The following is a 19926-nucleotide window of genomic DNA, read 5'->3' as shown; positions in this document are numbered from 1 at the left end:
GATGCGTATGGCCATGACTGTGCCTCCAATAGGATTGACGGAGCGATGGGTAGCCGCCGCAGGGACTGCCGTTACGACGGGCAAGGGCGGGGCGCCAGGGGCTAAGGGCTAGCGGGGGCGTCCGCGCCCGGCCAGCGTTAGCGCACGCGTCGAGCCCTGCACTTGATGCAGTCCCGGTAATACGAAATGCCGAGGATTTGCGCCGAATTGACGTTAGGCCGCTCATTGTCTGGTCAGAATCCATGCACTAGGTTGCGGTGCAGCATGGACGTCCTGGTTCATCCCCCAACTCTCTCGAGCGAGGTTCCTCCGGATATCGGGCCGCTTGCCCTGTACCGGCGAGAAATCGCGTCGGGCACACTGGTGTCGGATCCGGCGCAGCTTTCCGCCGCCGAGCGGTTGCACGCGCTTTGGGTCAAGCTGCGCGGCTATGATCCTCCGGCGCGGCTCGGCCAGAATTCACTGTTTCGGCGCTTCCTTCGCCGTAAACCGGTCGATGAGGCGCAGAGCCATACGATCCACGGGCTTTACCTTGTCGGCGCGGTTGGGCGCGGCAAGTCCATGCTCATGGACCTGTTCTTCGCGGCGGCGGACGTGCCCCGCAAGCGCCGAATCCACTTCCACGCCTTCATGCAGGAGACGCATAAGCGGATCCACGCCTGGAAACAGGCGAACCATGAGGGCACGGATCCGATCCTGCCGCTGGCCGATGCGCTGGCGGAGGATGCCATCCTGCTGTGCTTCGACGAATTCCAGGTCAACGACATCGCCGATGCGATGATCCTCGGACGGCTGTTCGAGGCACTGTTCGAGCGCGGCGTAGTCGTGGTCGCGACCTCGAACACCTTGCCGGATGATCTTTTTCGGGGTCAGCCGGGCCGCGATGCCTTCCTGCCCTTCATCGACATCCTCAAGGATCACCTCGACGTCCTCGTGCTGGATGCCCGGCGAGACTATCGCCGCGCGCGGAGTGACACGGGTCACACTTGGCACGTTCCAGCCGACGGCGCGGCGGAGGTCTTCCTCTCTACCGCCTTTCAGCAGCTTTCCGAGGGCGCGCCCGTGAAACCGACGGTGCTCCATGTCATGGGCCGCAGCCTGCCGGTAACGCGTGCGGCGGGCGGCGTCGCGCGCTTTTCCTTCGAGGAGCTTTGCGCCCGCTCCTTAGGCGCTGGCGACTATCTGGCGATCGCCACGCATTTTCAGGCTGTGGTGCTGGACGAGGTGCCGATCCTCTCGCCGGCGAATCGCAACGAGGCCCGGCGGTTCATCAATCTCATCGACGCGCTCTATGAGCATCGGGTGAAGCTGGTGGCTTCCGCCGCCGCGGTGCCGGATGGGCTCTACCCATCGGGTGACGGCGCCGAAGCCTTTTTACGCACGGCCTCACGGCTGATTGAGATGCAGAGCGACACCTACCTGGCGCTACCGCACCTGACCTGAGGGTCCGTGTCCGTCAAGCGCGGGCGATCGGGACCAGGTTGCCCATGAACATCGCCGCTGCGGCGGACCAGGAAAAGCCTTCGGCGAAGCGGCGGCATTGGCCGCGATCGGCTTTTAGCGCCGCGAGCGCCGCCCGGCGCAGATCCTCGTCGAGCGCGCCCACGCTGGGATCGGCATTCCCCATGATGTCGCGCGGCCCGGGCACCGGAAAGGCCGCGACCGGCGTGCCGCAGGCGAGAGCCTCCAGTACGACAAGCCCGAAGGTATCGGTGCGGCTCGGGAAGACCATGACATCTGCCGAGGCATAGGCCCTGCTGAGCGCCTCACCGCTCAGCGTGCCAAGGAAGATCGCCGAAGGATAACGCTCCGCCAGCGCCGCCCGGTCCGGCCCGTCCCCCACCACGACGCGGGTACCGGGCAGATCGAGATCGAGGAAGGCGGCGACGTTCTTTTCGATCGCGAGGCGGCCGCAATAGAGGAAGACTGGGCGGCGCGGCGCCTGCTCGTTCCGATGGGCGGGGCTGAAAGCCTCGGTATCCACCCCTCGGCTCCAAAGGCAGACGTTGGAGAAGCCGCGCCCGCGCAACTCCGCGATCAGGCTCGGGGTTGCCGCCATGACGGCCGAGCCCGCCGAGTGGAAGCGGCGCATCCAGCGATAGGTGAGGCGGCGCGGTATTGGCAGGCGCGCAGCCACATAGTCGGGGAAGCGCGTGTGAAACGAGGTCGTGAAGGCATAGCCGCGGCGCAAGGCCCAGCGGCGGGCGGCGAAGCCGAGCGGCCCCTCGGTCGCGATATGCAGCGCGTCCGGCCCGAACTCCGCGAGCAAGCGCCGCAAGCGGCGGCCCGGCCACAGCGATAGGCGGATCTCCGGATAATAGGGGCAGGGCAGGGTGGCGAAGCGATCCGGGCCGATCACCGTCACCGCGATGCCCCGCGCGGTCAGCTCGTGCGAGAGCTGGGTGAGGCTGCGCACCACGCCATTGACCTGCGGATGCCAGGCGTCCGAGACGATGGCGACGCGGCGCGGCCAGGCTGGGGACGTCGTATCCTCCGCCATGGCGCTCAGGCGGCGGCCGTGGCGAGGTCAGGGGCGGCGACCGAAAGCCGGTTCATCGTCGCCCAGTCGATCAGCTCGAAGCGGCCGTCGTGATGCTCAACCAAGGCGGAGCAGCTTTCCACCCAGTCGCCGGTGTTGAAGTAGCGCGTGGTGCCGATCATCCGCATTTCCGCGTGGTGAATATGGCCGCAGACCACACCGTCCAGCCCACGGCGGCGGGCTTCCTGCGCGAGGGCGGTCTCGAAACGGTCGATCGCCTTGACCGCCTCCTTGACCTGGCGCTTCAGCCAGGCCGAAAGCGACCAATAGGGATAGCCGAGGTGGCGGCGGCCCCAGTTGAACCAGCGGTTCAGCGTGAGCGCGAGGTTGTAGGCACCGTCGCCGAGCAGGGCGAGGAACTTGAAGTAGCGGACCACGCTGTCGAAGGCGTCGCCATGCATCACCAGCAGCCGGGTGCCGTCCGCCGCATGATGAACGTCGTCCTCGGCCAGCCGTACCCCGGCGACTTCCAGCCCCATCGGCAGCCAGGCGCGGAACATCTCGTCGTGGTTGCCGGGGATATAGATGACCTCTGCGCCCGCCCGCGCATGGCGGAGGATGGAGCGCAGCACGGCGTCATGATGCGCGTCCCAGTACCAGGAGCGACGGAGGCGCCAGCCGTCGATGATATCGCCGACCAGATAGAGTTTTTCGCAGGCCGTCTCATCGAGGAAACGCGCCAGCATATCCGCCTTGCTGCCACGGGTCCCAAGATGCACGTCGGAGATGAACAGTGTTCGGAAACCACGCTGCGGCGTGGTCGGGGTGCTCGGGCCAAGACCCAGGCGGGAAGCGACGGCGTACGGCAGGTCGTTCATGTGCGCGACTCGCGTCAGGGTTTCGTCGTCGCGGCCTCGCTTACCGTCCGTTGCATCGCCGTCACAGTGAAGCTTGCATGACTGCCACTCAGCCCCCCGCTCGCAACTCGGCAAAGGCACCGGTGACTCGCATCAGGGCGTGGTTCACACGGTCGCGCTGGAGCTGCATCCCGGCCCGGCGCGCGAGCAACAAGGTCACCGGCAATTGGCTCAGCCTGGGATCCTCGCGCGCCGCTGTGGCGAGGAGTGAGCGCGCAAGCTGTCCCGGGGTCGGGCTATCCGGCCAGACGACGCCGCGCCCGCGCAGCCTTGCCAGCAGCGCCGAGCCCTCCCGCGAGAGGCGCAGCGTGACCGGCCGCGATTGCTTCAGACCGGCGAGCAGGCCGAGGTTGAGGGCCAGACGGCCCGCTTCCGCGGGAAAATAGCATCGGGCCAGGGTCGGGAGCTCGACACGGATCATGCGGCGCGTCCCTTCGTCTAGAAGCGTGGCGATATCGGCGCCGGTCCGCACGGCTTGCTCGCCACTCCAGGCGGCGCGCAGTAGCTTCAGCCGCGCGGCGGCCTCGCGCATGGCCCGATCCGCGATTTCGCCGGCTTCCTCCGCATTTAGGCCCCCTTGGCGCAGCAGGGGCAGCGCACCTAATATGACACCGATAGGACTGCTCATGTCATGGCAGAGTTGGGCGCAGAGGAGCTCAGCCAGACGCAGTTCGGTGATCATGACGCTACCTCTCAGCCGAACGGCAGTCACCGAGAAACGGTGGTCGGCTAGCCTAGAAAGCCGAAGAGGGTTGAAGGCGGGGTTTATGTCCTACCCAGTATTCTTGCTGATCGAGCCTGGCGCCCGCGTTCGTCATCCGGGATGCCCGGATTGGGGCACTGGGCAAGTGCAATCTGTCATCCACGACCGGATCACCGTGAACTTTGAACATGCGGGTAAGGTTCTTATCGACGCGAAAGTCATCACACTCGAACTGGCGGACGAATGAGCGGCCAGTCGGTTGCCCTGGCTGAAAGCGCTCGTCCGATACCCCTGACAGATCCGTTCGGGCGGGCGATTTCCTATGTGCGGCTCTCGGTGACCGACCGGTGCGACTTGCGTTGCGTCTACTGCATGCAGGAACACATGACCTTCCTGCCGCGCGACGAACTCCTGACCTTCGAGGAACTGGACCGGCTCGGCAGGATCTTCATCCGCCTCGGCACCCGGAAGCTGCGCATTACGGGTGGCGAGCCTTTGGTCCGCCGGGACGTGATGCGGCTGGTGCAAAGCCTTGGGGGAGAGCTAGGCCGGAGCGGGTTCGAGGAACTCACGCTCACCACGAACGGCTCGCAGCTCGGCCGCTACGCCGATGGGTTGCGTGCCGCTGGGGTGCGCCGGCTCAATGTCAGCCTCGATACCTTGGACGCGGCGCGGTTCAGCACGATCACGCGCGGTGGCAAGCTGGGTCAGACGCTCGACGGCATCGCCGTGGCCAAAGCCGCCGGGCTGCGCATCAAGATCAATACGGTGGCGCTGCGTGGCGTGAACGAGGACGACTTCGACGAGCTTATCGGCTGGTGTGGCGAGCAGGGTTTCGACCTCTGCCTCATCGAGACAATGCCTCTGGGCGAGACGGGGGAGGATCGCGCTGACCAGTATCTGCCGCTTTCCCGCGTACGAGACCAGTTGCAGCGGCGCTGGACGATGTGGCGCCTGACCGAGCCGCCGGGTCCCGCGGCGGGGCCTGCGCGCTATTGGCAGATCGCCGAAACGGGCGGTCGGGTTGGCTTTATCACTCCGCTTACCGAGCATTTCTGCGATACCTGCAACCGCGTGCGGCTGACATGCACGGGAACGCTATTCCTGTGTCTCGGGCAGGAGGATTGCGCGGATTTGCGCAGCCCGATGCGAGACGGCGCCTCGGATGCGGAAATGGAGGCCATCATCCGCGAGGCGATCGGTCGCAAGCCGAAGGCGCATGACTTCGTCATCGACCGGCGCCGTCCTCAGCCACTCATCGCCCGGCACATGAGCATGACAGGGGGGTGACGCGGCCTAACGGCCATGGCGTTCCCGCCACGGCCGTTTTTAAATCGCCTAAGTAAAATCTACTGCTTGGTCTTCCACTCGTCGCGGCCCTGACGGTCCAGAGCAGCGAAGTCTTCTGCTGAGAGCTTGAGCGACGCTGCCTGCACATTCTCGCGCAGGTGGGCGGTGGTGCTTGTGCCGGGGATCGGCAGCATCACCGGCGAGCGCTGCAGCATCCAGGCCAAAGCGACCTCACCAGCATTGACGCCGAGCTTGGCGGCGATCTTGCTCAGCGACGAGCCTTCCTTCGCCAGACCGCCGGCGTTGAGCGGTGCCCATGGGATGAAGCCGATGCCCTTGGTTTCGCAGTAGGCGAGGACATCCTCGCTGCTCCGATCGACGAGATTGTAGCGGTTCTGCACTGTCGTCACCGGGAAGTGCTTCGCCGCCGCCTCGATCTCCGCGACCGAAACCTGGCTCAGTCCAACATGGCGGATAAGGCCTTCCGACTTCATGGCGGCGATCACCCCGAACTGCTCCTCCGCCGGCACCTTGGAGTCGATGCGGTGAAGCTGCCAGAGGTCGATGCGCTCCAGCCGGAGGCGTCGCAGGCTCATCAGCAGGCATTGGCGCAGGTATTCGGGTCGGCCGAGCGGAGCCCATTGGTCGGGGCCATGTCGCGTCAGGCCACCCTTGGTGGCGATGGTCAGGCCGGGATAGGGGTGCAGCGCCTCGGTGATCAGATCCTCGCTCACGTACGGGCCGTAGCTATCGGCGGTGTCGATGAGGGTCATGCCGAGTTCCGGCACGGCGCGCAGCGTCCGCTTCACCTCCTCCACGTCGGCGGGAGGTCCCCAGATTCCCTTGCCTGTGATCCGCATGGCGCCGAAGCCAAGCCGGACAACCTCGAGGTCGCCGCCGATCTTGAACCGGCCGCTCGCGGCCGCATTGATTTCCGTCATTCGTGCTCTCCTTGCATCGCGCTTCAGTTGGCGCCCCTAGGCGCGAGTGGAAGCGTCTTACACTGTGAAACTGACCTGCACCGGTTCCAGCCCGTTGAACCGGGTCATGACGCTCGCATCCGCAGGGGCCGCGACGGCGCCGGTCCATGACCCGCAGGTGATGATCTGTCCCGCCCTCAGGCCGCCGGCCCAGACGGCGCCGTGATTGGCGAGCCAGACGATCAGGCGGATCATATCGCCGGCCGGGTTGCCGACGCGCATCATCGGCACGCCGCCGCCGATCTGCTGCTCCACCGTCAGGGTGGCGAAGTCAATTTCTCGCCAGCCCGGCACTTCCGCACCCACGATCAGCGCGCCGTGGCCGATATTGTCGGCGAGCTTGGTGAGCGGGTGAGCATTTGCATGGTCCGCGATACGGTATTGCACCACCTCTATGACGGGGTGGCAGCTTCCGATGGCGGCCAGGATGTCGTCCGCCGAATAGGCGGCGTCACGCTTCGGCAGGTCGTGCGCGAGGCGGAAAGCGATCTCCGACTCAACCAGCCTGTCGGTATAGATCGTGGGGTCGAGCCGGGCGGGTGACGGCAGGATGCCCGAGGCTGGCAGCGGCGCCGCATTGGGCGGACCCTCAGGACCCGTGGCGCCGACCTTCCAACCGCCGATCTCGCCGAGGCCGCGAGCGACCTCATGCTGGATCGCGTAGGCTGCTGCCTCATCGGCGGGTGGTTGGCCCATGGCGACGGTGCGTCCGATACGTCTGGCCTCGAGGAGGCTGGCGGAGAGACCGGTATTTTCAGCTGTGCTCATGATGTGTTCCGCCCGATCCTCTTTCACGAAGATTGCGCTTGCGGGGTTCCAGCGGCAACGCCGCTTCGCAGGCGCGTGACCGGCGTTGAACGCGGTTTGCGGCGGCCCAAGTGCCCCCACGACACGAGGGGGATGCGATTATGGCCGAGCTATCGCGGCGTGGCTTGTTCGGGACCACGGCGGCGGGCCTCGCGGGCCTCGGGATCGCACGAGCCGAGGCGGCGACCTTGCCCTCTGATCAGCCGGCGGCGCTTTTCGGAAGTGTCTCGCAAGATCGCGTGATCCTGCCGCCATTGCATGACACGAGCACGGATAGCGACCCGCCAACTGTCAATAGCGACCCGGTCAAGGCGCGGCTCGGGGTCGCGGTGGTAGGGCTTGGCCATCTCGCGTTGAACCAGATCCTGCCGGGTTTCGGACACGCTAAAAGCGTGCGGGTGACCGCTTTAGTCAGTGGCGAACGCGACAAGGCGCGGGCGGTGGCGGCGCAATATGGCGTGCCGGAGACGCATCTCTATGACTATGCGAACTTCGACAAGCTGCGGGACAATCCCGATGTCGACATCGTCTACATCGTGCTGCCGAATGCGCTGCACATGGAATACACGGTGCGGGCGGCGCAGGCGGGCATGCATGTGTTGTGCGAAAAGCCGATGGCGACCAACGTTGCGGATGCCCGCGCCATGATCGACGCCTGTGCGAAGGCGAAGCGCAGGCTGATGATCGCTTATCGCATGCAGTACGAGCCACATCAGCGCCGGCTCATCGCCATGGCGCGCGATCCGGCGAATGGGCCGATCCGGTTGATCGATGCGGTGAACGGCCAGAACGACGCCAATAATGGCCAGTGGCGGCAGAAGAAGGCGATGGCCGGCGGCGGCAGCCTGGTCGATGTCGGCATCTATTGTTTCAACGCCGCGCGCTACATCACCGGGGAGGAGCCGGTGGAAGTGACAGGGCGGATTACCCGACCCGATAGCGACCCGCGTTTCCGCGAGATCGAGGATATCGCGCAGTTCACGCTGCGCTTCCCCTCGGGCACGGTCGCGACTTGCAGCTCCGGCTATTCCTTTCATCAAAGCAATCACTTGCGCGTGCAGTCGGAAAAGGCCTGGTTCGAGATGAGCCCGGCCTTCTCCTATAACAGCCTGGAGCTCAGGGTTGGCCGGAAGGCCGGGGAGGCGAATACCGTCAGTACGATCGGTCTCGCCCCGAACGACCAGTTCGCGCGCGAAATGGACGCCTTCGCCTGGTCGATCCGCAACGACAAGACGCCGTTGACGCCGGGGGAGGAGGGGCTGCAGGACCTGCGGATCATCGAGGCAATCTACCGCTCGGCTGCTAGTGGCGGCGCGCCAGTATCGCTCGCGGGCGGGCCGACGGGGCGCTGGGATGTCACCAGGGGGATGTTGCCGGGCATCGAGGGTATGAGTTGAGATTTAAGCGGGGAAGGTTCGCACGACTCGGTAGAGAATGCTTGCACAGGGCGCACACGGAAGGCACAATCGACCCATCGTCAACAACCGAAAGGAGGTGATCCAGTGTCTCATTGCATGATGCCGTTGGCTGCCGTGACCTGGATGAACCCCGCCGAAGTTACTGGCCGGGCCTAAGACACGTCACTTTCGGCCAGCGACGGCCGTCATCAATGAAGGGGTCCCGGTTCACACCGGGGCCCCTTTTGTTGGTGGTCAGTATTCGGGCGGAATGCGTGGTCGGTCCTCGCGGTATTTCGCTACCGTCTCTTTGCCGAGCGGAGAATAGTGGATTTTGAAGCTATAGACGCCCGTTTCGGAATTCCGCATGATTTTTATAACGAAATAATCATTGCCGATGCCGCCAGACCGTCCGAGCTCTATGGGTAAGTCGATTAATGCGCGATGCACCTGGCGGAGCGCATAGTTCAAGGCGGTCAGCTTCTTGACGTCCTCGGTCTCAGGTGTAGCTGCAGTTGGCGACTGGCGCTGGACGGGGGGAGCTGGAGAAAAAGAGATTCTCCGCTCACCAAATACGAGTGAGTTCGGCCTGGGCCTGAAGGCCGGAGTTGGGTCCGTAGCCTTCGACCACTGAACTGGTTTTTGCGAATCAATACGAATAGCCACGCCGAACTCCCGCCTGTGTCGGAGTGGCGAGCCTAGCGCGCTCTTTCTTTCCGTATCGTGAACGATGTGCCGAGCGTCAGGCTCGCGCCGCCTTATTCGACCGCCGAGGCCTGAGGGCTTTCACTAGCCGCCGCACTCCCGCCGCCTGCTGCTGCACGTAACTACCGGTATGCAGCGCTTCCTCCGCCGAGGGGTCGCCCGTGCGGATATACTCGCGGCCAAAATCAGCGGTGCGGAACAGCATGTCCCACCACGGCAGTGTTGCGCCGTAGTTACAGCTGCGCATGCCCGCCGCCTTGATGCTGTGATGCGCGCGATGGAAGCGCGGCGAGATCAGCAGCCGCTCCCCCAGCCAACCGAAATGCACGCGTGTATTGGCGTGACTGAAGCTTTCCAGAATCCGTACAGTCAGCACCAGCATGGGGAATTGCAGCGGTGGCACACCGATCAGCAGCGCCACGATGCCAAACCAGATCGCCGAGACGAAATCATCCAGCAGATGATTCCGGTCGTCTGACCAGAAGGTCATCTGCCGCTGCGCGTGATGCAGGGAATGCAGCGCGTACCACCAATAGAAGCGATGCGAGAGCCGGTGGCGCCAATATTCGGCAAAATCGAGGATCACCAGATAGACCAGCAGCGTCAGGATCGGGTGGCCGAGCAGGAAGGGTAACGCGCGCTCGATCGTCGGCGGCACGATGCCGCGATCGGTCAGGAAGCCATTCATCCAGGTCTGCACGGCGTAGAACAGCACGAAGCTCACCAGCGGCAGCAGGCCGATACGGTTCAGCAGCGTGTAGAAGATGTCCGTGCCGACGCTCTCGGCCTTGGCCCAGCGCTCCAGCGGCCAAAGCCGCTCCGCCGGCATCGACAGCGCGAGGGTAATGCCGACCTGGGCCACGCCGTAAAGCGCCACCAGCGCCCAGCCGTAGCTCACATCCTCCCAGGCGCTGAGGCCCAGATGCCACAGCATCGGCAACAGCAGATGGCCCTGCAGCCAGCCGGCCAGGAAGTCGAAGGGGTCGGCGAGGAAATCGCTGAAGCTGCCCATGCCGCTACTCTACTGCGCGCTCGCGACCGCCGGGCCCCAAATCTTGGGGTCATGCGTGTTCATCCAGATGCCATGGGGCGAGCGGCCGACGCGGATGGTTGTGAAGGTAAAGGTCTCCGGGTTGATGAGCGCCACCTTGTGGGCCCAGCGCAGCGTCGCCCAGATCGTGCCATCCGGCGCGAAATCCATGTCATCCGGGCCGCCCGCCATCTGGAAGGTCCGCATCACCTGCAAAGTGTGCGCGTCGAGGATGGTGATATTGCCGCTCTCACGGTCGGTCACATAGATGATCCGGCCATCGGGCGGGATGAACATCACATGCGCGCCCTTGGCGGTCGGGATCACGCCCTCCACCGCACCGGTGGCGGGATCGACGATCGCGACATGCGCCTCGCCCATGATGCCGACCAGCAGCTTGCCATTGTGCCAAAGCACGCCCGCCGGCGTATTGCCGACCGGCTTCTGCCACTTCACCGCGCCGGTCGCCGTGTCGATGGCGATCAGCTCGCCAGACACCTGAAGGCTCACGAAGACGGTGGCGCTGTCCGGCGAATAGTTGATGTGGCTCGGCATCGTATGGGCCTGGATGCGATGCAGCAGCTGCATCGTCCGCGCGTCATAGATGTCGATCTGGTCGCGGGCGAGCCCAGCCACGGTCAACAGCCGCCCGTCCGGGCTGAAGACGAGCTGATAGGGGTCGCTCACCGTCACTTTTCGTTGCAATTCCCCGGTGCGCGGATCGAGAAAAAAGATCGCATTGCCCGCCGTGTCGCCGATCAGCAGCGAATGACCGTCCGGCGAAAGCGCCATGTGGTGCGGTTCGCGGTAGACCGGGATCTGCCGGATGCGCTGATGGGTCTGTATGTCGATCTCATCTATCGAGGCGCTGTTTGAGTTGATGATGAAGGCGATCTGCTGATGCGCCGCCCGCGCGCCGGAGGTGCCGGCGCCCAGGAGCAAGCCGATGAGTGCCGCCGGACCGAGCTTCCGCCATAGCCGCATCTTCGTCGCCTTCCACGCCTGTCTGATCGCGCGAACAAACGCCAGCAGGCGCCTGGAAAGTCAAATGAACGCGCCGCCTCGCGCTGGGCGGCTCGGGTATATCAGATCCGCTCGCTAGCGTGGATGGCGATCCGGCAGCCCGTCTTGATCACGGCCGAGAGCAGCCGGTAGGCCGGCGCAAGCTCGGCCTCATTGTCCAATCCGATGTCGCGATGTTCCAGCTCTTCGGCGCGGAAGGTCTCGATCGTGTCGCGAAGCTCGGCCTCATCCTCCGGCAGTGCATCCGATTGGGCGGCGTAATGGGCGTCGATCGTCTCCTCCACGGCCACGGTGCAGGCCATGGCGGCGCGGGAGCCCATGGCGGCCGTTACGGCGCCGAGCGCGAATCCGGCGACGCGCCAGACGGGCAACAGCGCCGTGGGGCGAACCCGCCGGCTGGCGATCAGCCCGGCGAAGGTATCCAGATGCGCCTGCTCCTGCGCCGCCATGTGACGGATGAGGTCGCCCTTTGGGCCGCGTCCAAGAACTGCAAGCTGCCCAGCGTAGATCTGTTTGGCGCCGTATTCCCCGGCATGGTCGACCCGGATCATCCGCGCGGTCTCCGCCTTGGCGGAGCGGTCACCCGGCAGCCGGTTCGTCGTCGCTATCGTCATCGCGCGTTCCTCTCGTCGTGCTGCCCAGATAGACCGACAGCAACACCACGAATACGACGGCATAGAGGAAGTTCATCGTCACGAATGAGATGGGCACCTGCGCGACGAGGTAGTTGGGTGCGTCGCAAGGCTTCGAGGGCCGAGCCGGAAGGCTCGCCATAAGGTTCGACAGGTTGCTCATGTCGAGATGCGGCGCGTTGCATTGGGGAAGAGGGCTCGGCCACCAATGATGCTCGACGCCGAGATGCAGGAAGGCAAGACCCGCCGCCACCAGCATGACCGGCAGGACGAGCCAGAGCACGGGGCGCGGCCAGCGTCCGGGCAATAAGAGAGCGAGCAGGCTCAGCAGGATCGCGACGCGATAGGGCCAGCGCTCCAGCAGGCAGAGCGGGCAGGGCGCCATGCCCATCAGATGCTCCGCCGCGAAGGCGATTGCGATGGCGGCAGCCGCGGCGGCGAGAACGAGGAAGGCGGCGAGGCGGTCGGCCCGAGGATTCATGGCGCCGCTTCTATCCCGGTCCGCGCCCCAATGACCATCATGGGCAAATCTTCATGAAAAGATGAGGGCCGGGATAGCAGCCAAGCTGCCACCCCACGACAATCTGCTTGGATTTCCGATGCTTTCGGGCGATATCCAACCCGAACTCACGCTCGGTTAGCGCGCAATACCTCATTGATGTCCACGATTCTCCTTCTGATCGCCGCCGCGCTTCGGCACCCGGTGATGCAGGTGTTGTCCGTTATCGGCGGCACCTTCATCCTGGAGGACGCTGCGACGATCATCACGGCCATGCAGGTGCAGGCGGGAGCGATCCCGCTCGAGATTGGCCTGTTCGCCCTCTATGTCGGCATCGTTCTGGGCGATTTGGGCCTCTATGGGATGGGACGGCTCGCGGCCATTGTCCCCTGGATGGAGCGGTTTATTCCGCCCCGCCGGCGCGATATCGGGCGCGACTGGCTTGCCGGGCGCCTCGCCTGGGTCATCCTGGTGAGCCGCTTCCTGCCGGGTCTGCGGCTTCCCACCTATACGACCTGCGGTTTCCTCCGCGCCTCCTTCCTGATCTTTGCCGCCACCGCGATACTCGGCACGCTCATTTGGACGAGCCTGCTATTTGGCGTGTCGATGAAGCTCGGCCATTATATTATCGCGTATCTCGGCGCCTGGCGCTGGGCGGGCGTCGGGGTGTTCTGTATCGCTCTTCTGACGATGAGCCGGATCTTCGCCCGGCAGATGAAAGGGAAAGCCACCCCGTGACGGACACCCCCTTTTCTGCTGGCGCACTTTCTCGCTTCCGTAAGCGCCCCCGGGCCGAGCGGCTGACCTCGTGGTTCGAGTTCTGGCCCGGCTGGCTGTTCTACACGCCCGTCGTGCTGCAATGGATCGGCCTTGGTATTCGCTACGGAAACCCGGTGCTCGCGACAGCGGCCAATCCCGGCATCGATGCCGGCGGGTTGTGCGGCGAATCCAAGCAGTCGATTCTCGATCAGATCAGTGGCGAGGCCCGCGCGTGGGTCGCCCCCTATGTCGTCTTCACCACCGGCGCCTTTCCGGAGTCGAACGACCTCGCCATCGCCGAAGCTGCCATGGCGGATGGGGACCTCGCCTATCCTCTCGTCGTAAAGCCCGACATTGGCTGCAACGGAACCGGCGTCTGCCTGGTTGCTGACCGGGCGGAGCTCGGCCGCTACCTGTCGGCCTTCCCGAGGTTACGGCGGGTCATGCTGCAGACCCTCATCCCGCATGAGGGCGAAGCGGGTATCTTCTACATCCGGCGGCCCGGCGAGGCTGTCGGACGTATTACCTCCGTGACCCTGAAGTCTTCTCCGGTGGTGGTGGGCGACGGCCGTTCGACCCTCGAAGAGCTCGTTCTTGCCGAGCCGCGCTGTCGACTCGTCCCGCATCTCTACCTGCCGCGTCTCGCCGGCCGGCTGCACGAGGTTCCCGCTTCTGGTGAGCGCGTGAAGCTCGTTTTTGTCGGCAATCACTGCAAGGGCTCGACCTTCCGCAACGGCGCCCATCTCGTGAGCCCGGAGCTCACCAGCCGCATCGAAGGCATCGCCCGCTCCATCCCCGACTTCCACTTCGGCCGTTTCGATATCCGCTACGAGAGTCCGGCCGAGCTTCGCGCCGGGGACGGCTTCCGCATCATTGAGGTCAATGGCGTGGGATCCGAGGCGACCCATATCTGGGACCCGGACACTACCCTGCCCGAAGCCTATGCGGCGCAATTCATGCACTACCGGGCGGCCTTCGAGATCGGCGCCGCGAACCGGGCGCGTGGCTTCCGGCCGACCCCGCTGTTCAAGCTGCTCGGCCTGTGGCGGCAGCAGAAGCGCCTCATGGCGTCCTATCCCGCGAACGACTGATCGAGGCCGCCTCGCCGTGGCCGAGGCACGCCGCCCGCGCCGCCGCGCCGACCAGCTTCTCGTGGAACGCGGATTGGTGGAGAGCCGCGCGCGGGCTCAGGCACTCATCATGGCCGGGCTGGTCTTCATGGACACGCGCCGCGTCGCCAAGGCGGGCGATATGCTGTCCGAGGATGCGGCGCTCACCCTGAAAGGGCAGGACCATCCCTGGGTCTCTCGCGGCGGCCTCAAGCTTGCCCATGCCTTGGCCGAATTCGAGCTGTCCCCGGCAGGACGGATCTGCCTCGATGTGGGCGCTTCGACGGGTGGGTTTACGGATGTGCTGCTCGCGGCCGGGGCGGCGCGTGTCTATGCGGTCGATGTCGGCCATGGGCAGCTCGCGTGGAAGCTGCGCTCCGATCCGCGCGTCGTGGTGCGCGAACGGGTGAATGCCCGCCATCTCACCAGCGAACAGGTGCAGGAGCCCGTTGAGGCGCTGGTTTGTGATGCGAGCTTCATCGGTCTGCAGACATTGCTGCCCGCGCCATTGGCACTCTGCGTCTCCGGTGCCTGGGCCGTGGCACTCATCAAGCCGCAATTCGAGGCCGGACCCAGCGGCGTGGGGGCAAAGGGCGTGGTGCGGGATCCGGCCGTGCGGGCGGAAGTCTGCGACCGCATCCGAGGCTGGTGGGCGGGGTTGCCGGGCTGGCGGGTGCTAGGACTCACGGAAAGCCCGATAACCGGGCCCGAAGGCAATCATGAATACCTCATCGCTGCGATCCGGGATTGATCCGGACGGCCACAGGCGCTTGAAAGCCACAAGTTTACGGGAGTGTGGCAAATGCGGCGGTTCGTGATTCCGGTTTTGGCGATGATGGTGGTCATCACCGTCTCCAATCTCGCCGTGCAGTATCCCTTCACGCCCTTCGGCTTGGGTGACGTGCTGACCTGGGGCGCCTTCACCTATCCCTTCGCCTTCCTGGTCAACGACCTCACCAATCGCAGCTTTGGTCCGCGCGCCGCCCGGTCCGCGATCTATGCCGGTTTCGCTACTGGCGTCATTTCCTCGGCAATTCTCGGGGCGCCGCGCATTGCCATCGCGTCCGGCACCGCCTTCCTGCTGGGCCAACTGCTGGACGTGCTGGTCTTCGGCCGCCTGCGCCGCCTCGCCTGGTGGCGCGCCCCTCTCGCGGGTTCCGTGGTCGGCTCGGCGCTGGATACGACGATCTTCTTCTCGCTCTCCTTCGCGGCGGTGTTTTCTGTGCTCGGACCCAATATGGACTTCGCGTTGCAGTCGATCGGCTTTTGGGGGCTGCCCGTTATGGCGCCGCGCTGGGTCTCCTGGGCCGGCGGCGATTTCGTAGTGAAGATGATCTCGGCGCTTTGTTTGCTGGTGCCCTATCGCGCGGTGCTGCGCCGCATGCCGGTCTATCAGCCCGCCGGCGGCTGACTGCCGATGGCGACGAACGCGAGCGGCTGTACCATGAAATCCGGCAGGATCTCGTTGAAGGCGATGACCTTGATGAAGACGCCGTTCTCCCAAAGAATGCGGCTGAGATAGGACCGCACGTCCGGCGCCGTCATGATGACGGGCGTCGGGCCGGCCGAAGCGGCGACTTCGCTGCGGACCTGTTCGACGAGCAGCAGGCCCTGGTGGCTGTTAAGCTCCTCCAGCGTGCCGGTATTCACCTGATACTGGACGGTTCGCAGGAACTCCTCGTATTCGGCGTCAATGATGATGGCGCTGATGATGCGCCGCTCATCCGCGCAGCTCAGGCAGATCTCGCGACGCATATTAAAGCGCACCGTCTCGATCAGTTCGAGCGGCTCCTTGTCGCGCTCGCCATGCTCGACCATCGCTTCGAGCAAGCCGCGCATGTTGACGAGTCCGAGGCCTTCCTCGAGCAGGCGGCGGAACATATCGGCGGCACGCTGCAGCGGCACGGCTTTCTGCGCTTCCCGCGCCAGATCGCCCCAAAGGATCTCCGCCTTGGTGAAGGCGGCCTGCGCTTCCTGGACGCCGAAGAGGTGGCCGAGCCGGTTGCGCAACAGCTCAAGCGTGACTTCGGCCACCACCGCTCCGCAGCTTGAGGTGCGGATGCCGAGTCTCTGCAGCCCGGTCTGGGTCTCCGCCGGGATCCAGAGAGGCTCGCGAAATCCCGGCAGCCTGGGACCTGGCATGAGGTCGATGCCAAGCAGCCGCGCCTCGACCGCGCCATCACGCAGCAACAGGCGGCCTTGCGGCAAGGTGCCGCCGCCGATCGCTGTGCCGTCGAGGCGCACGAGAAATGTTCCGGGCGGCGCCGCGATGGTTTTGATCTCGGCCTGTGGCAGCGCGAAGCCGAGATTCGCCAGGAACTCCGTCTGGCCTACCACGATCGCCGCCGCCGTTACCGCCTCTTCCGCCGGTGTCAGAAGGTCCTGCGTGAGACAAATCTGCACGCGTTTCTCGACGGTCAGTTTCTTTGCGAGCGCGACGGCCCTCTCCGCGCTTTGCCGCCGGCTGGCCTTCCGCGCGAGGAAGCCGAGCATTCCACCCATCCCCAAAAACATGATGACCGGAAACCCCGGAATGAGACCCATCATCAACGTGACGCCACAGGCGAGCCAGAGCGCCCGGCCATCTCGGGCGAGCTGAGACGCGATCTCGCCGCCCATGCTGTCCCCGTCCTCGCCGACAACGCGGGTCACGAGCGCGCCTGAGGCGATCGAGATGAGGAGGGCTGGGATCTGAGCCACCAGCCCGTCACCCACCGTCAGCATGGTGTAGGTATTCGCGGCGTCGCCGAAGGACATGCCGCGCTGCGCGACGCCCACAAGCAGCCCGCCGATCATATTCACCATGATGATGATGAGACCGGCGATGCTGTCGCCCTTGACGAATTTCATCGCGCCGTCCATTGCGCCGTAGAGCTGGCTCTCGCGCTGAAGCTGCCCGCGACGGATCTGCGCGGCCGCCTGATCCAGCTCCTTGGAGCGGACATCGGCATCGATCGCCATTTGCTTGCCGGGCATCGCATCGAGGGTGAAGCGTGCCGCGACTTCGGCGATGCGCTCGCCGCCTTTGGTGATCACGATGAACTGCACAACGGTGACGATCAGGAAGATCACCAGCCCGACAACGAGATTGCCGCCGACGACCATATTGCCGAAGGTCCGGATGATGTCTCCGGCGTCACCCGTCGTCAGGATGAGCCGGGTGACGCCGATCGACAGCGAGAGGCGAAACACCGTCGCCACCAGGATCACCGAGGGCAGCGCCACGAATTGCGCGGGCGATTGCAGGTAGAAGACCGTCATCAGGATGACGAGGCTGATCACCATGTTGCAGGTGATGAGCATATCAACGACGAATGCCGGCAGCGGCACGATCATCAAGGCAAGACTCGTGACGAGCACGGCGACGACGCCGAGATCCGACCGGCCGGCCAGCGAGAACTTCATGGCCATGCTGTCACCGGCGCCGTTTCGGCGTGGCAAGAGCGCATACGGTCGCGCGGATCACAGGACATTGCGGATCAAGGCACGCGCTTCTTCCACCCGGCCCAGGATGAGGAGGGCGCGGGCGCGTAACCGCTGGAGCAATGGTTGCTGCGACAAGGCGAGATCGATCGATTCGATGCGGTCGAGCACCGTCATCGCCTGATCGCCGAGCTGCACCGAGATCATCGATGCCGCCAGTGTCACCAGCACATCGGTGCGATGCGGGGCGGCGTGAGAGGCGACGATGAGCAGCACGATCGCGCGATGCGGCTGTCCGTGCCGAAGATAGGTCAGGCCAATGCGATGCGCGAGACTCACCGCGCTTTGTCCGGCGTCGCTCATGGATCAGGTCAGTGCCCTGAACTTCGGCCGACGGATCATGCTCTGCTGCATGCGGATATCCATCACGGCGCTTTGCCGGTCGATCTCCTCGCCGACGACGCCGCGGCCATGCTGTTCGATCTCGGGCGAGGGCTTGGCGTCCAGGAACATTGTCAGCAGCAAGCGCAGCAGAACCGGCGCCTGGGCCTGCTGCATTGGCAGGTCATATTGTTCCTGTTGATCAAGCAGGCGAAGAATCCCGTCATCGAGCGTGCCGTGATTTTCCGCTGGCGGCGGCTGGCGCGAGACCTGCCTCGCTTCCCCGGCGTCCTCCTCCTCCGCATAGTCATCCATGCCGTCGCTATCAGACATGGCGGCGGAGGATGCGGTTTGGCGCGGCGAGAACGGGCCGGGTCATAGCGCGATATGCGTTTCGTGCGGACCGTTGCGCATGATGACTTCCTTGGTGGTGATCGACTCGATCTCCCAGCCGCCCGCGAGCATCGCGCCTTCGGTCAGGCGTTGGCCGCTTGTCGTGATCACATAGGGAATCGGATACATCGAGACCGCGCCGATCTTCAGCGCCGGCGCTTCCAGACTCGAACTGATCGTGACCTGATCGACGAGCACGTTCTGGCTGCCAGGCAATTCATCAAAGGCTGCCTGAGTTTGCGACCATTGGCTGGCGAGCCCATCCGGCACGGTGCCACGTGCCACGACGGCGCCGTTTTCAGTTGTGACAGTGACATAAGTGCCGAGCCCATGATGCAGCAGCAGATCCTGTGTTTGCGCGGCGAGCTGAGTTGCGGCCGAGGCCATGGCTCTCGCGGCCGGCACGGAAGAGGCGGCCGTAGCGCCGGGCGCGGTGCGGGTGCCGCTGCTCAGGTAGAAGCCGATCGCGACGAGGCTGCCGATCGCACCAGCCGCCATCATCACGGAGAACGCCCTGGAGAAGCGGGACGAGGGCACCGGCGGCGGTGGCCGGCGGATGATCTTGGCGGAACCGATCGTCAGCGGCGTATTTTGCCGCCACCGCCTGCGCTCCCCGATCATGATGCTGCGCGTGCCGAGACGGACGCCGGGGGCGAGGGCGGTGAGGAAGATATCGCCCTGCGGTATTCGTTCGATGACGGCGTGATGCTCGGCAGTGTCGTGATCGGCAAGGACGATGTCGTTCTCTTCGTCCGAGCCGATCCGTAGACCTTCGGTGCCCGATGCCATGATCGCTTCGGCATCGACGACCGCGCCGGAGTTTATGCCTTCAATGATGTCGAGGACGAGGGTGTTGGGTCGTGGCACGAGCCGCTTGTCCTAAACCGTGGGCTCAGTCAGCTTTGATGCCGATGCGCAGGGGCGCACCAAAAAAAGAGGCAATCTCGCGCGAAAATCACACAAAGCGCCATGAGTGCGAAATGATTGAGGTGGATTATAGTATCACAAGTGTCCACCTCAACTAGAATTCGATGTGCGAGTCAGATTTGCACTTTAGCGTTGTCGACGATTTTCCCTTCGACTTGCTGAATGTCACTTTCTACATTGGCTAACAAGCCTTGTTGCAGAGCATTTTGGGCGGCTTGGCTCGCTGCCGCTTGGAACTGTTCTTCCTGGGCGGTGGTGCCCGCTAAGCTCGCCATTCCACCACCCGTGCCGACGAGGCCAGCGAGGCCGGTTGCAGCGCCCGTCGCGCCTGTTGTAACTATGCCCATGTCACAGTCTCCTTTGAGGTATTCATGCGACCGGTGCGTTTTCGTTGCACCTGACGTTTCTGAAACTATCGCAACAATATTAACAATCTGCAAAAACATCGCTGATGCATTCGAGGGCGTGTTCG

At 64.6% G+C, this 19926-nt stretch carries 23 protein-coding genes; 8 read left to right on the top strand and 15 right to left on the bottom strand.

Annotated elements, in window-relative coordinates:
- Window positions 1–264 precede the first annotated feature (264 nt).
- Window positions 265–1443: a cell division protein ZapE gene (gene zapE, locus GSQ83_RS11525; RefSeq protein ID WP_158803021.1), complete on the top strand. Its 1179-nt coding sequence runs from the start codon at window positions 265–267 to the stop codon at window positions 1441–1443.
- 13 nt (window positions 1444–1456) lie between these two features.
- Here the strand turns inward: zapE and GSQ83_RS11520 are convergent, their stop codons facing one another.
- The 3 genes from GSQ83_RS11520 to GSQ83_RS11510 all read right to left on the bottom strand — a co-directional run bounded on the left by GSQ83_RS11520 (window position 1457) and on the right by GSQ83_RS11510 (window position 4078).
- On the bottom strand, window positions 1457–2500 hold the full coding sequence (locus tag GSQ83_RS11520) for a glycosyltransferase family 1 protein (RefSeq protein ID WP_158803020.1): 1044 nt from the start codon (window positions 2498–2500) through the stop codon (window positions 1457–1459).
- 5 nt (window positions 2501–2505) lie between these two features.
- Window positions 2506–3357, bottom strand: coding sequence for a UDP-2,3-diacylglucosamine diphosphatase (locus tag GSQ83_RS11515; protein ID WP_158803019.1), 852 nt, complete (start codon window positions 3355–3357; stop codon window positions 2506–2508).
- An 88-nt stretch (window positions 3358–3445) separates the two neighbouring features.
- Complete coding sequence (locus GSQ83_RS11510) at window positions 3446–4078, bottom strand: hypothetical protein (protein WP_158803018.1); 633 nt, start codon at window positions 4076–4078, stop codon at window positions 3446–3448.
- Between the two features lie 85 nt (window positions 4079–4163).
- Here GSQ83_RS11510 and GSQ83_RS11505 point away from each other — a divergent pair, with 85 nt between their 5' ends.
- Both GSQ83_RS11505 and moaA read left to right on the top strand, forming a co-directional pair.
- Window positions 4164–4346 (top strand): DUF3553 domain-containing protein, encoded by a 183-nt coding sequence (locus GSQ83_RS11505; protein WP_158803017.1) that lies wholly within the window; start codon window positions 4164–4166, stop codon window positions 4344–4346.
- Window positions 4343–5389, top strand: a complete 1047-nt coding sequence (gene moaA / locus GSQ83_RS11500) for a GTP 3',8-cyclase MoaA (RefSeq protein WP_158803016.1) — start codon at window positions 4343–4345, stop codon at window positions 5387–5389. The genes GSQ83_RS11505 and moaA overlap by 4 nt, the downstream gene beginning before the upstream one ends.
- Window positions 5390–5448: 59 nt before the next feature.
- Here the strand turns inward: moaA and GSQ83_RS11495 are convergent, their stop codons facing one another.
- Both GSQ83_RS11495 and GSQ83_RS11490 read right to left on the bottom strand, forming a co-directional pair.
- On the bottom strand, window positions 5449–6330 hold the full coding sequence (locus tag GSQ83_RS11495) for an aldo/keto reductase (RefSeq protein ID WP_158803015.1): 882 nt from the start codon (window positions 6328–6330) through the stop codon (window positions 5449–5451).
- Between the two features lie 57 nt (window positions 6331–6387).
- Complete coding sequence (locus GSQ83_RS11490) at window positions 6388–7137, bottom strand: 2-keto-4-pentenoate hydratase (RefSeq protein ID WP_158803014.1); 750 nt, start codon at window positions 7135–7137, stop codon at window positions 6388–6390.
- Window positions 7138–7277: 140 nt separating this feature from the next.
- Between GSQ83_RS11490 and GSQ83_RS11485 the strand changes: the two genes are divergently transcribed.
- The gene (locus GSQ83_RS11485; RefSeq protein WP_158803013.1) at window positions 7278–8573 is read left to right on the top strand and encodes a Gfo/Idh/MocA family protein; all 1296 of its coding nucleotides are present in this window, start codon (window positions 7278–7280) and stop codon (window positions 8571–8573) included.
- A 255-nt stretch (window positions 8574–8828) separates the two neighbouring features.
- Here the strand turns inward: GSQ83_RS11485 and GSQ83_RS11480 are convergent, their stop codons facing one another.
- From GSQ83_RS11480 to GSQ83_RS11460, 5 genes are all read right to left on the bottom strand, one after another.
- On the bottom strand, window positions 8829–9239 hold the full coding sequence (locus GSQ83_RS11480; RefSeq protein ID WP_158803012.1) for a hypothetical protein: 411 nt from the start codon (window positions 9237–9239) through the stop codon (window positions 8829–8831).
- Window positions 9240–9315: 76 nt separating this feature from the next.
- A complete protein-coding gene (locus GSQ83_RS11475) occupies window positions 9316–10290 on the bottom strand; it encodes a sterol desaturase family protein (protein ID WP_158803011.1) in 975 nt (324 codons plus the stop codon).
- Window positions 10291–10299: 9 nt separating this feature from the next.
- Entirely contained in the window at window positions 10300–11319 is a 1020-nt protein-coding gene (locus GSQ83_RS11470) for a YncE family protein (protein ID WP_256367094.1), read from the bottom strand.
- Between the two features lie 74 nt (window positions 11320–11393).
- Window positions 11394–11945: a demethoxyubiquinone hydroxylase family protein gene (locus tag GSQ83_RS11465; protein WP_158803009.1), complete on the bottom strand. Its 552-nt coding sequence runs from the start codon at window positions 11943–11945 to the stop codon at window positions 11394–11396.
- On the bottom strand, window positions 11911–12444 hold the full coding sequence (locus GSQ83_RS11460; protein ID WP_158803008.1) for a disulfide bond formation protein B: 534 nt from the start codon (window positions 12442–12444) through the stop codon (window positions 11911–11913). Before GSQ83_RS11460 ends, GSQ83_RS11465 begins: the two co-directional genes overlap by 35 nt.
- Before the next feature lie 177 nt (window positions 12445–12621).
- On the opposite strand from GSQ83_RS11460, the gene GSQ83_RS11455 reads away from it, so the two are divergent.
- The 4 genes from GSQ83_RS11455 to GSQ83_RS11445 are packed head-to-tail and all read left to right on the top strand — an operon-like array spanning window position 12622 to window position 15741.
- Complete coding sequence (locus tag GSQ83_RS11455) at window positions 12622–13200, top strand: DedA family protein (protein ID WP_158803007.1); 579 nt, start codon at window positions 12622–12624, stop codon at window positions 13198–13200.
- Complete coding sequence (locus GSQ83_RS30480; protein ID WP_254065628.1) at window positions 13197–14312, top strand: D-alanine--D-alanine ligase; 1116 nt, start codon at window positions 13197–13199, stop codon at window positions 14310–14312. Before GSQ83_RS11455 ends, GSQ83_RS30480 begins: the two co-directional genes overlap by 4 nt.
- A 16-nt stretch (window positions 14313–14328) precedes the next feature.
- Window positions 14329–15081, top strand: a complete 753-nt coding sequence (locus GSQ83_RS11450; protein WP_254065627.1) for a TlyA family RNA methyltransferase — start codon at window positions 14329–14331, stop codon at window positions 15079–15081.
- Window positions 15082–15132: 51 nt separating this feature from the next.
- The gene (locus GSQ83_RS11445) at window positions 15133–15741 is read left to right on the top strand and encodes a VUT family protein (RefSeq protein WP_158803005.1); all 609 of its coding nucleotides are present in this window, start codon (window positions 15133–15135) and stop codon (window positions 15739–15741) included.
- Here GSQ83_RS11445 and GSQ83_RS11440 read toward each other — a convergent pair.
- From GSQ83_RS11440 to GSQ83_RS11420, 5 genes are all read right to left on the bottom strand, one after another.
- Complete coding sequence (locus GSQ83_RS11440; RefSeq protein WP_158803004.1) at window positions 15723–17741, bottom strand: flagellar biosynthesis protein FlhA; 2019 nt, start codon at window positions 17739–17741, stop codon at window positions 15723–15725. The two genes, GSQ83_RS11445 and GSQ83_RS11440, sit on opposite strands and share 19 nt — an antisense overlap.
- Before the next feature lie 51 nt (window positions 17742–17792).
- A complete protein-coding gene (locus GSQ83_RS11435) occupies window positions 17793–18116 on the bottom strand; it encodes a hypothetical protein (protein WP_158803003.1) in 324 nt (107 codons plus the stop codon).
- A gap of 3 nt (window positions 18117–18119) precedes the next feature.
- Entirely contained in the window at window positions 18120–18467 is a 348-nt protein-coding gene (locus GSQ83_RS11430) for a hypothetical protein (protein ID WP_158803002.1), read from the bottom strand.
- A 42-nt stretch (window positions 18468–18509) separates the two neighbouring features.
- The gene (locus GSQ83_RS11425) at window positions 18510–19394 is read right to left on the bottom strand and encodes an EscD/YscD/HrpQ family type III secretion system periplasmic domain-containing protein (RefSeq protein WP_158803001.1); all 885 of its coding nucleotides are present in this window, start codon (window positions 19392–19394) and stop codon (window positions 18510–18512) included.
- Window positions 19395–19567: 173 nt separating this feature from the next.
- Window positions 19568–19900 (bottom strand): hypothetical protein, encoded by a 333-nt coding sequence (locus GSQ83_RS11420; RefSeq protein WP_158803000.1) that lies wholly within the window; start codon window positions 19898–19900, stop codon window positions 19568–19570.
- Window positions 19901–19926: the final 26 nt, after the last annotated feature.

Origin of the sequence: Acidisoma sp. L85 (assembly GCF_009765865.1) — a bacterium.
In the GTDB taxonomy this organism is placed as follows: Bacteria; Pseudomonadota; Alphaproteobacteria; order Acetobacterales; family Acetobacteraceae; genus Acidisoma.
Note: the sequence above shows the minus strand (reverse complement) of the source record. Positions and strands in the feature narration are given on the sequence as shown.

Bases quoted from the DNA above. Each gene is read 5' to 3' on its own strand.
- zapE (WP_158803021.1), top strand. From the start codon at position 265: ATGGACGTCCTGGTTCATCCCCCAACTCTCTCGAGCGAGGTTCCTCCG.
- GSQ83_RS11520 (WP_158803020.1), bottom strand. From the start codon at position 2,500: ATGGCGGAGGATACGACGTCCCCAGCCTGGCCGCGCCGCGTCGCCATC.
- GSQ83_RS11515 (WP_158803019.1), bottom strand. From the start codon at position 3,357: ATGAACGACCTGCCGTACGCCGTCGCTTCCCGCCTGGGTCTTGGCCCG.
- GSQ83_RS11510 (WP_158803018.1), bottom strand. From the start codon at position 4,078: ATGATCACCGAACTGCGTCTGGCTGAGCTCCTCTGCGCCCAACTCTGC.
- GSQ83_RS11505 (WP_158803017.1), top strand. From the start codon at position 4,164: ATGTCCTACCCAGTATTCTTGCTGATCGAGCCTGGCGCCCGCGTTCGT.
- moaA (WP_158803016.1), top strand. From the start codon at position 4,343: ATGAGCGGCCAGTCGGTTGCCCTGGCTGAAAGCGCTCGTCCGATACCC.
- GSQ83_RS11495 (WP_158803015.1), bottom strand. From the start codon at position 6,330: ATGACGGAAATCAATGCGGCCGCGAGCGGCCGGTTCAAGATCGGCGGC.
- GSQ83_RS11490 (WP_158803014.1), bottom strand. From the start codon at position 7,137: ATGAGCACAGCTGAAAATACCGGTCTCTCCGCCAGCCTCCTCGAGGCC.
- GSQ83_RS11485 (WP_158803013.1), top strand. From the start codon at position 7,278: ATGGCCGAGCTATCGCGGCGTGGCTTGTTCGGGACCACGGCGGCGGGC.
- GSQ83_RS11475 (WP_158803011.1), bottom strand. From the start codon at position 10,290: ATGGGCAGCTTCAGCGATTTCCTCGCCGACCCCTTCGACTTCCTGGCC.
- GSQ83_RS11465 (WP_158803009.1), bottom strand. From the start codon at position 11,945: ATGACGATAGCGACGACGAACCGGCTGCCGGGTGACCGCTCCGCCAAG.
- GSQ83_RS11460 (WP_158803008.1), bottom strand. From the start codon at position 12,444: ATGAATCCTCGGGCCGACCGCCTCGCCGCCTTCCTCGTTCTCGCCGCC.
- GSQ83_RS11455 (WP_158803007.1), top strand. From the start codon at position 12,622: ATGTCCACGATTCTCCTTCTGATCGCCGCCGCGCTTCGGCACCCGGTG.
- GSQ83_RS11445 (WP_158803005.1), top strand. From the start codon at position 15,133: ATGCGGCGGTTCGTGATTCCGGTTTTGGCGATGATGGTGGTCATCACC.
- GSQ83_RS11440 (WP_158803004.1), bottom strand. From the start codon at position 17,741: ATGGCCATGAAGTTCTCGCTGGCCGGCCGGTCGGATCTCGGCGTCGTC.
- GSQ83_RS11435 (WP_158803003.1), bottom strand. From the start codon at position 18,116: ATGAGCGACGCCGGACAAAGCGCGGTGAGTCTCGCGCATCGCATTGGC.
- GSQ83_RS11430 (WP_158803002.1), bottom strand. From the start codon at position 18,467: ATGTCTGATAGCGACGGCATGGATGACTATGCGGAGGAGGAGGACGCC.
- GSQ83_RS11420 (WP_158803000.1), bottom strand. From the start codon at position 19,900: ATGTTTTTGCAGATTGTTAATATTGTTGCGATAGTTTCAGAAACGTCA.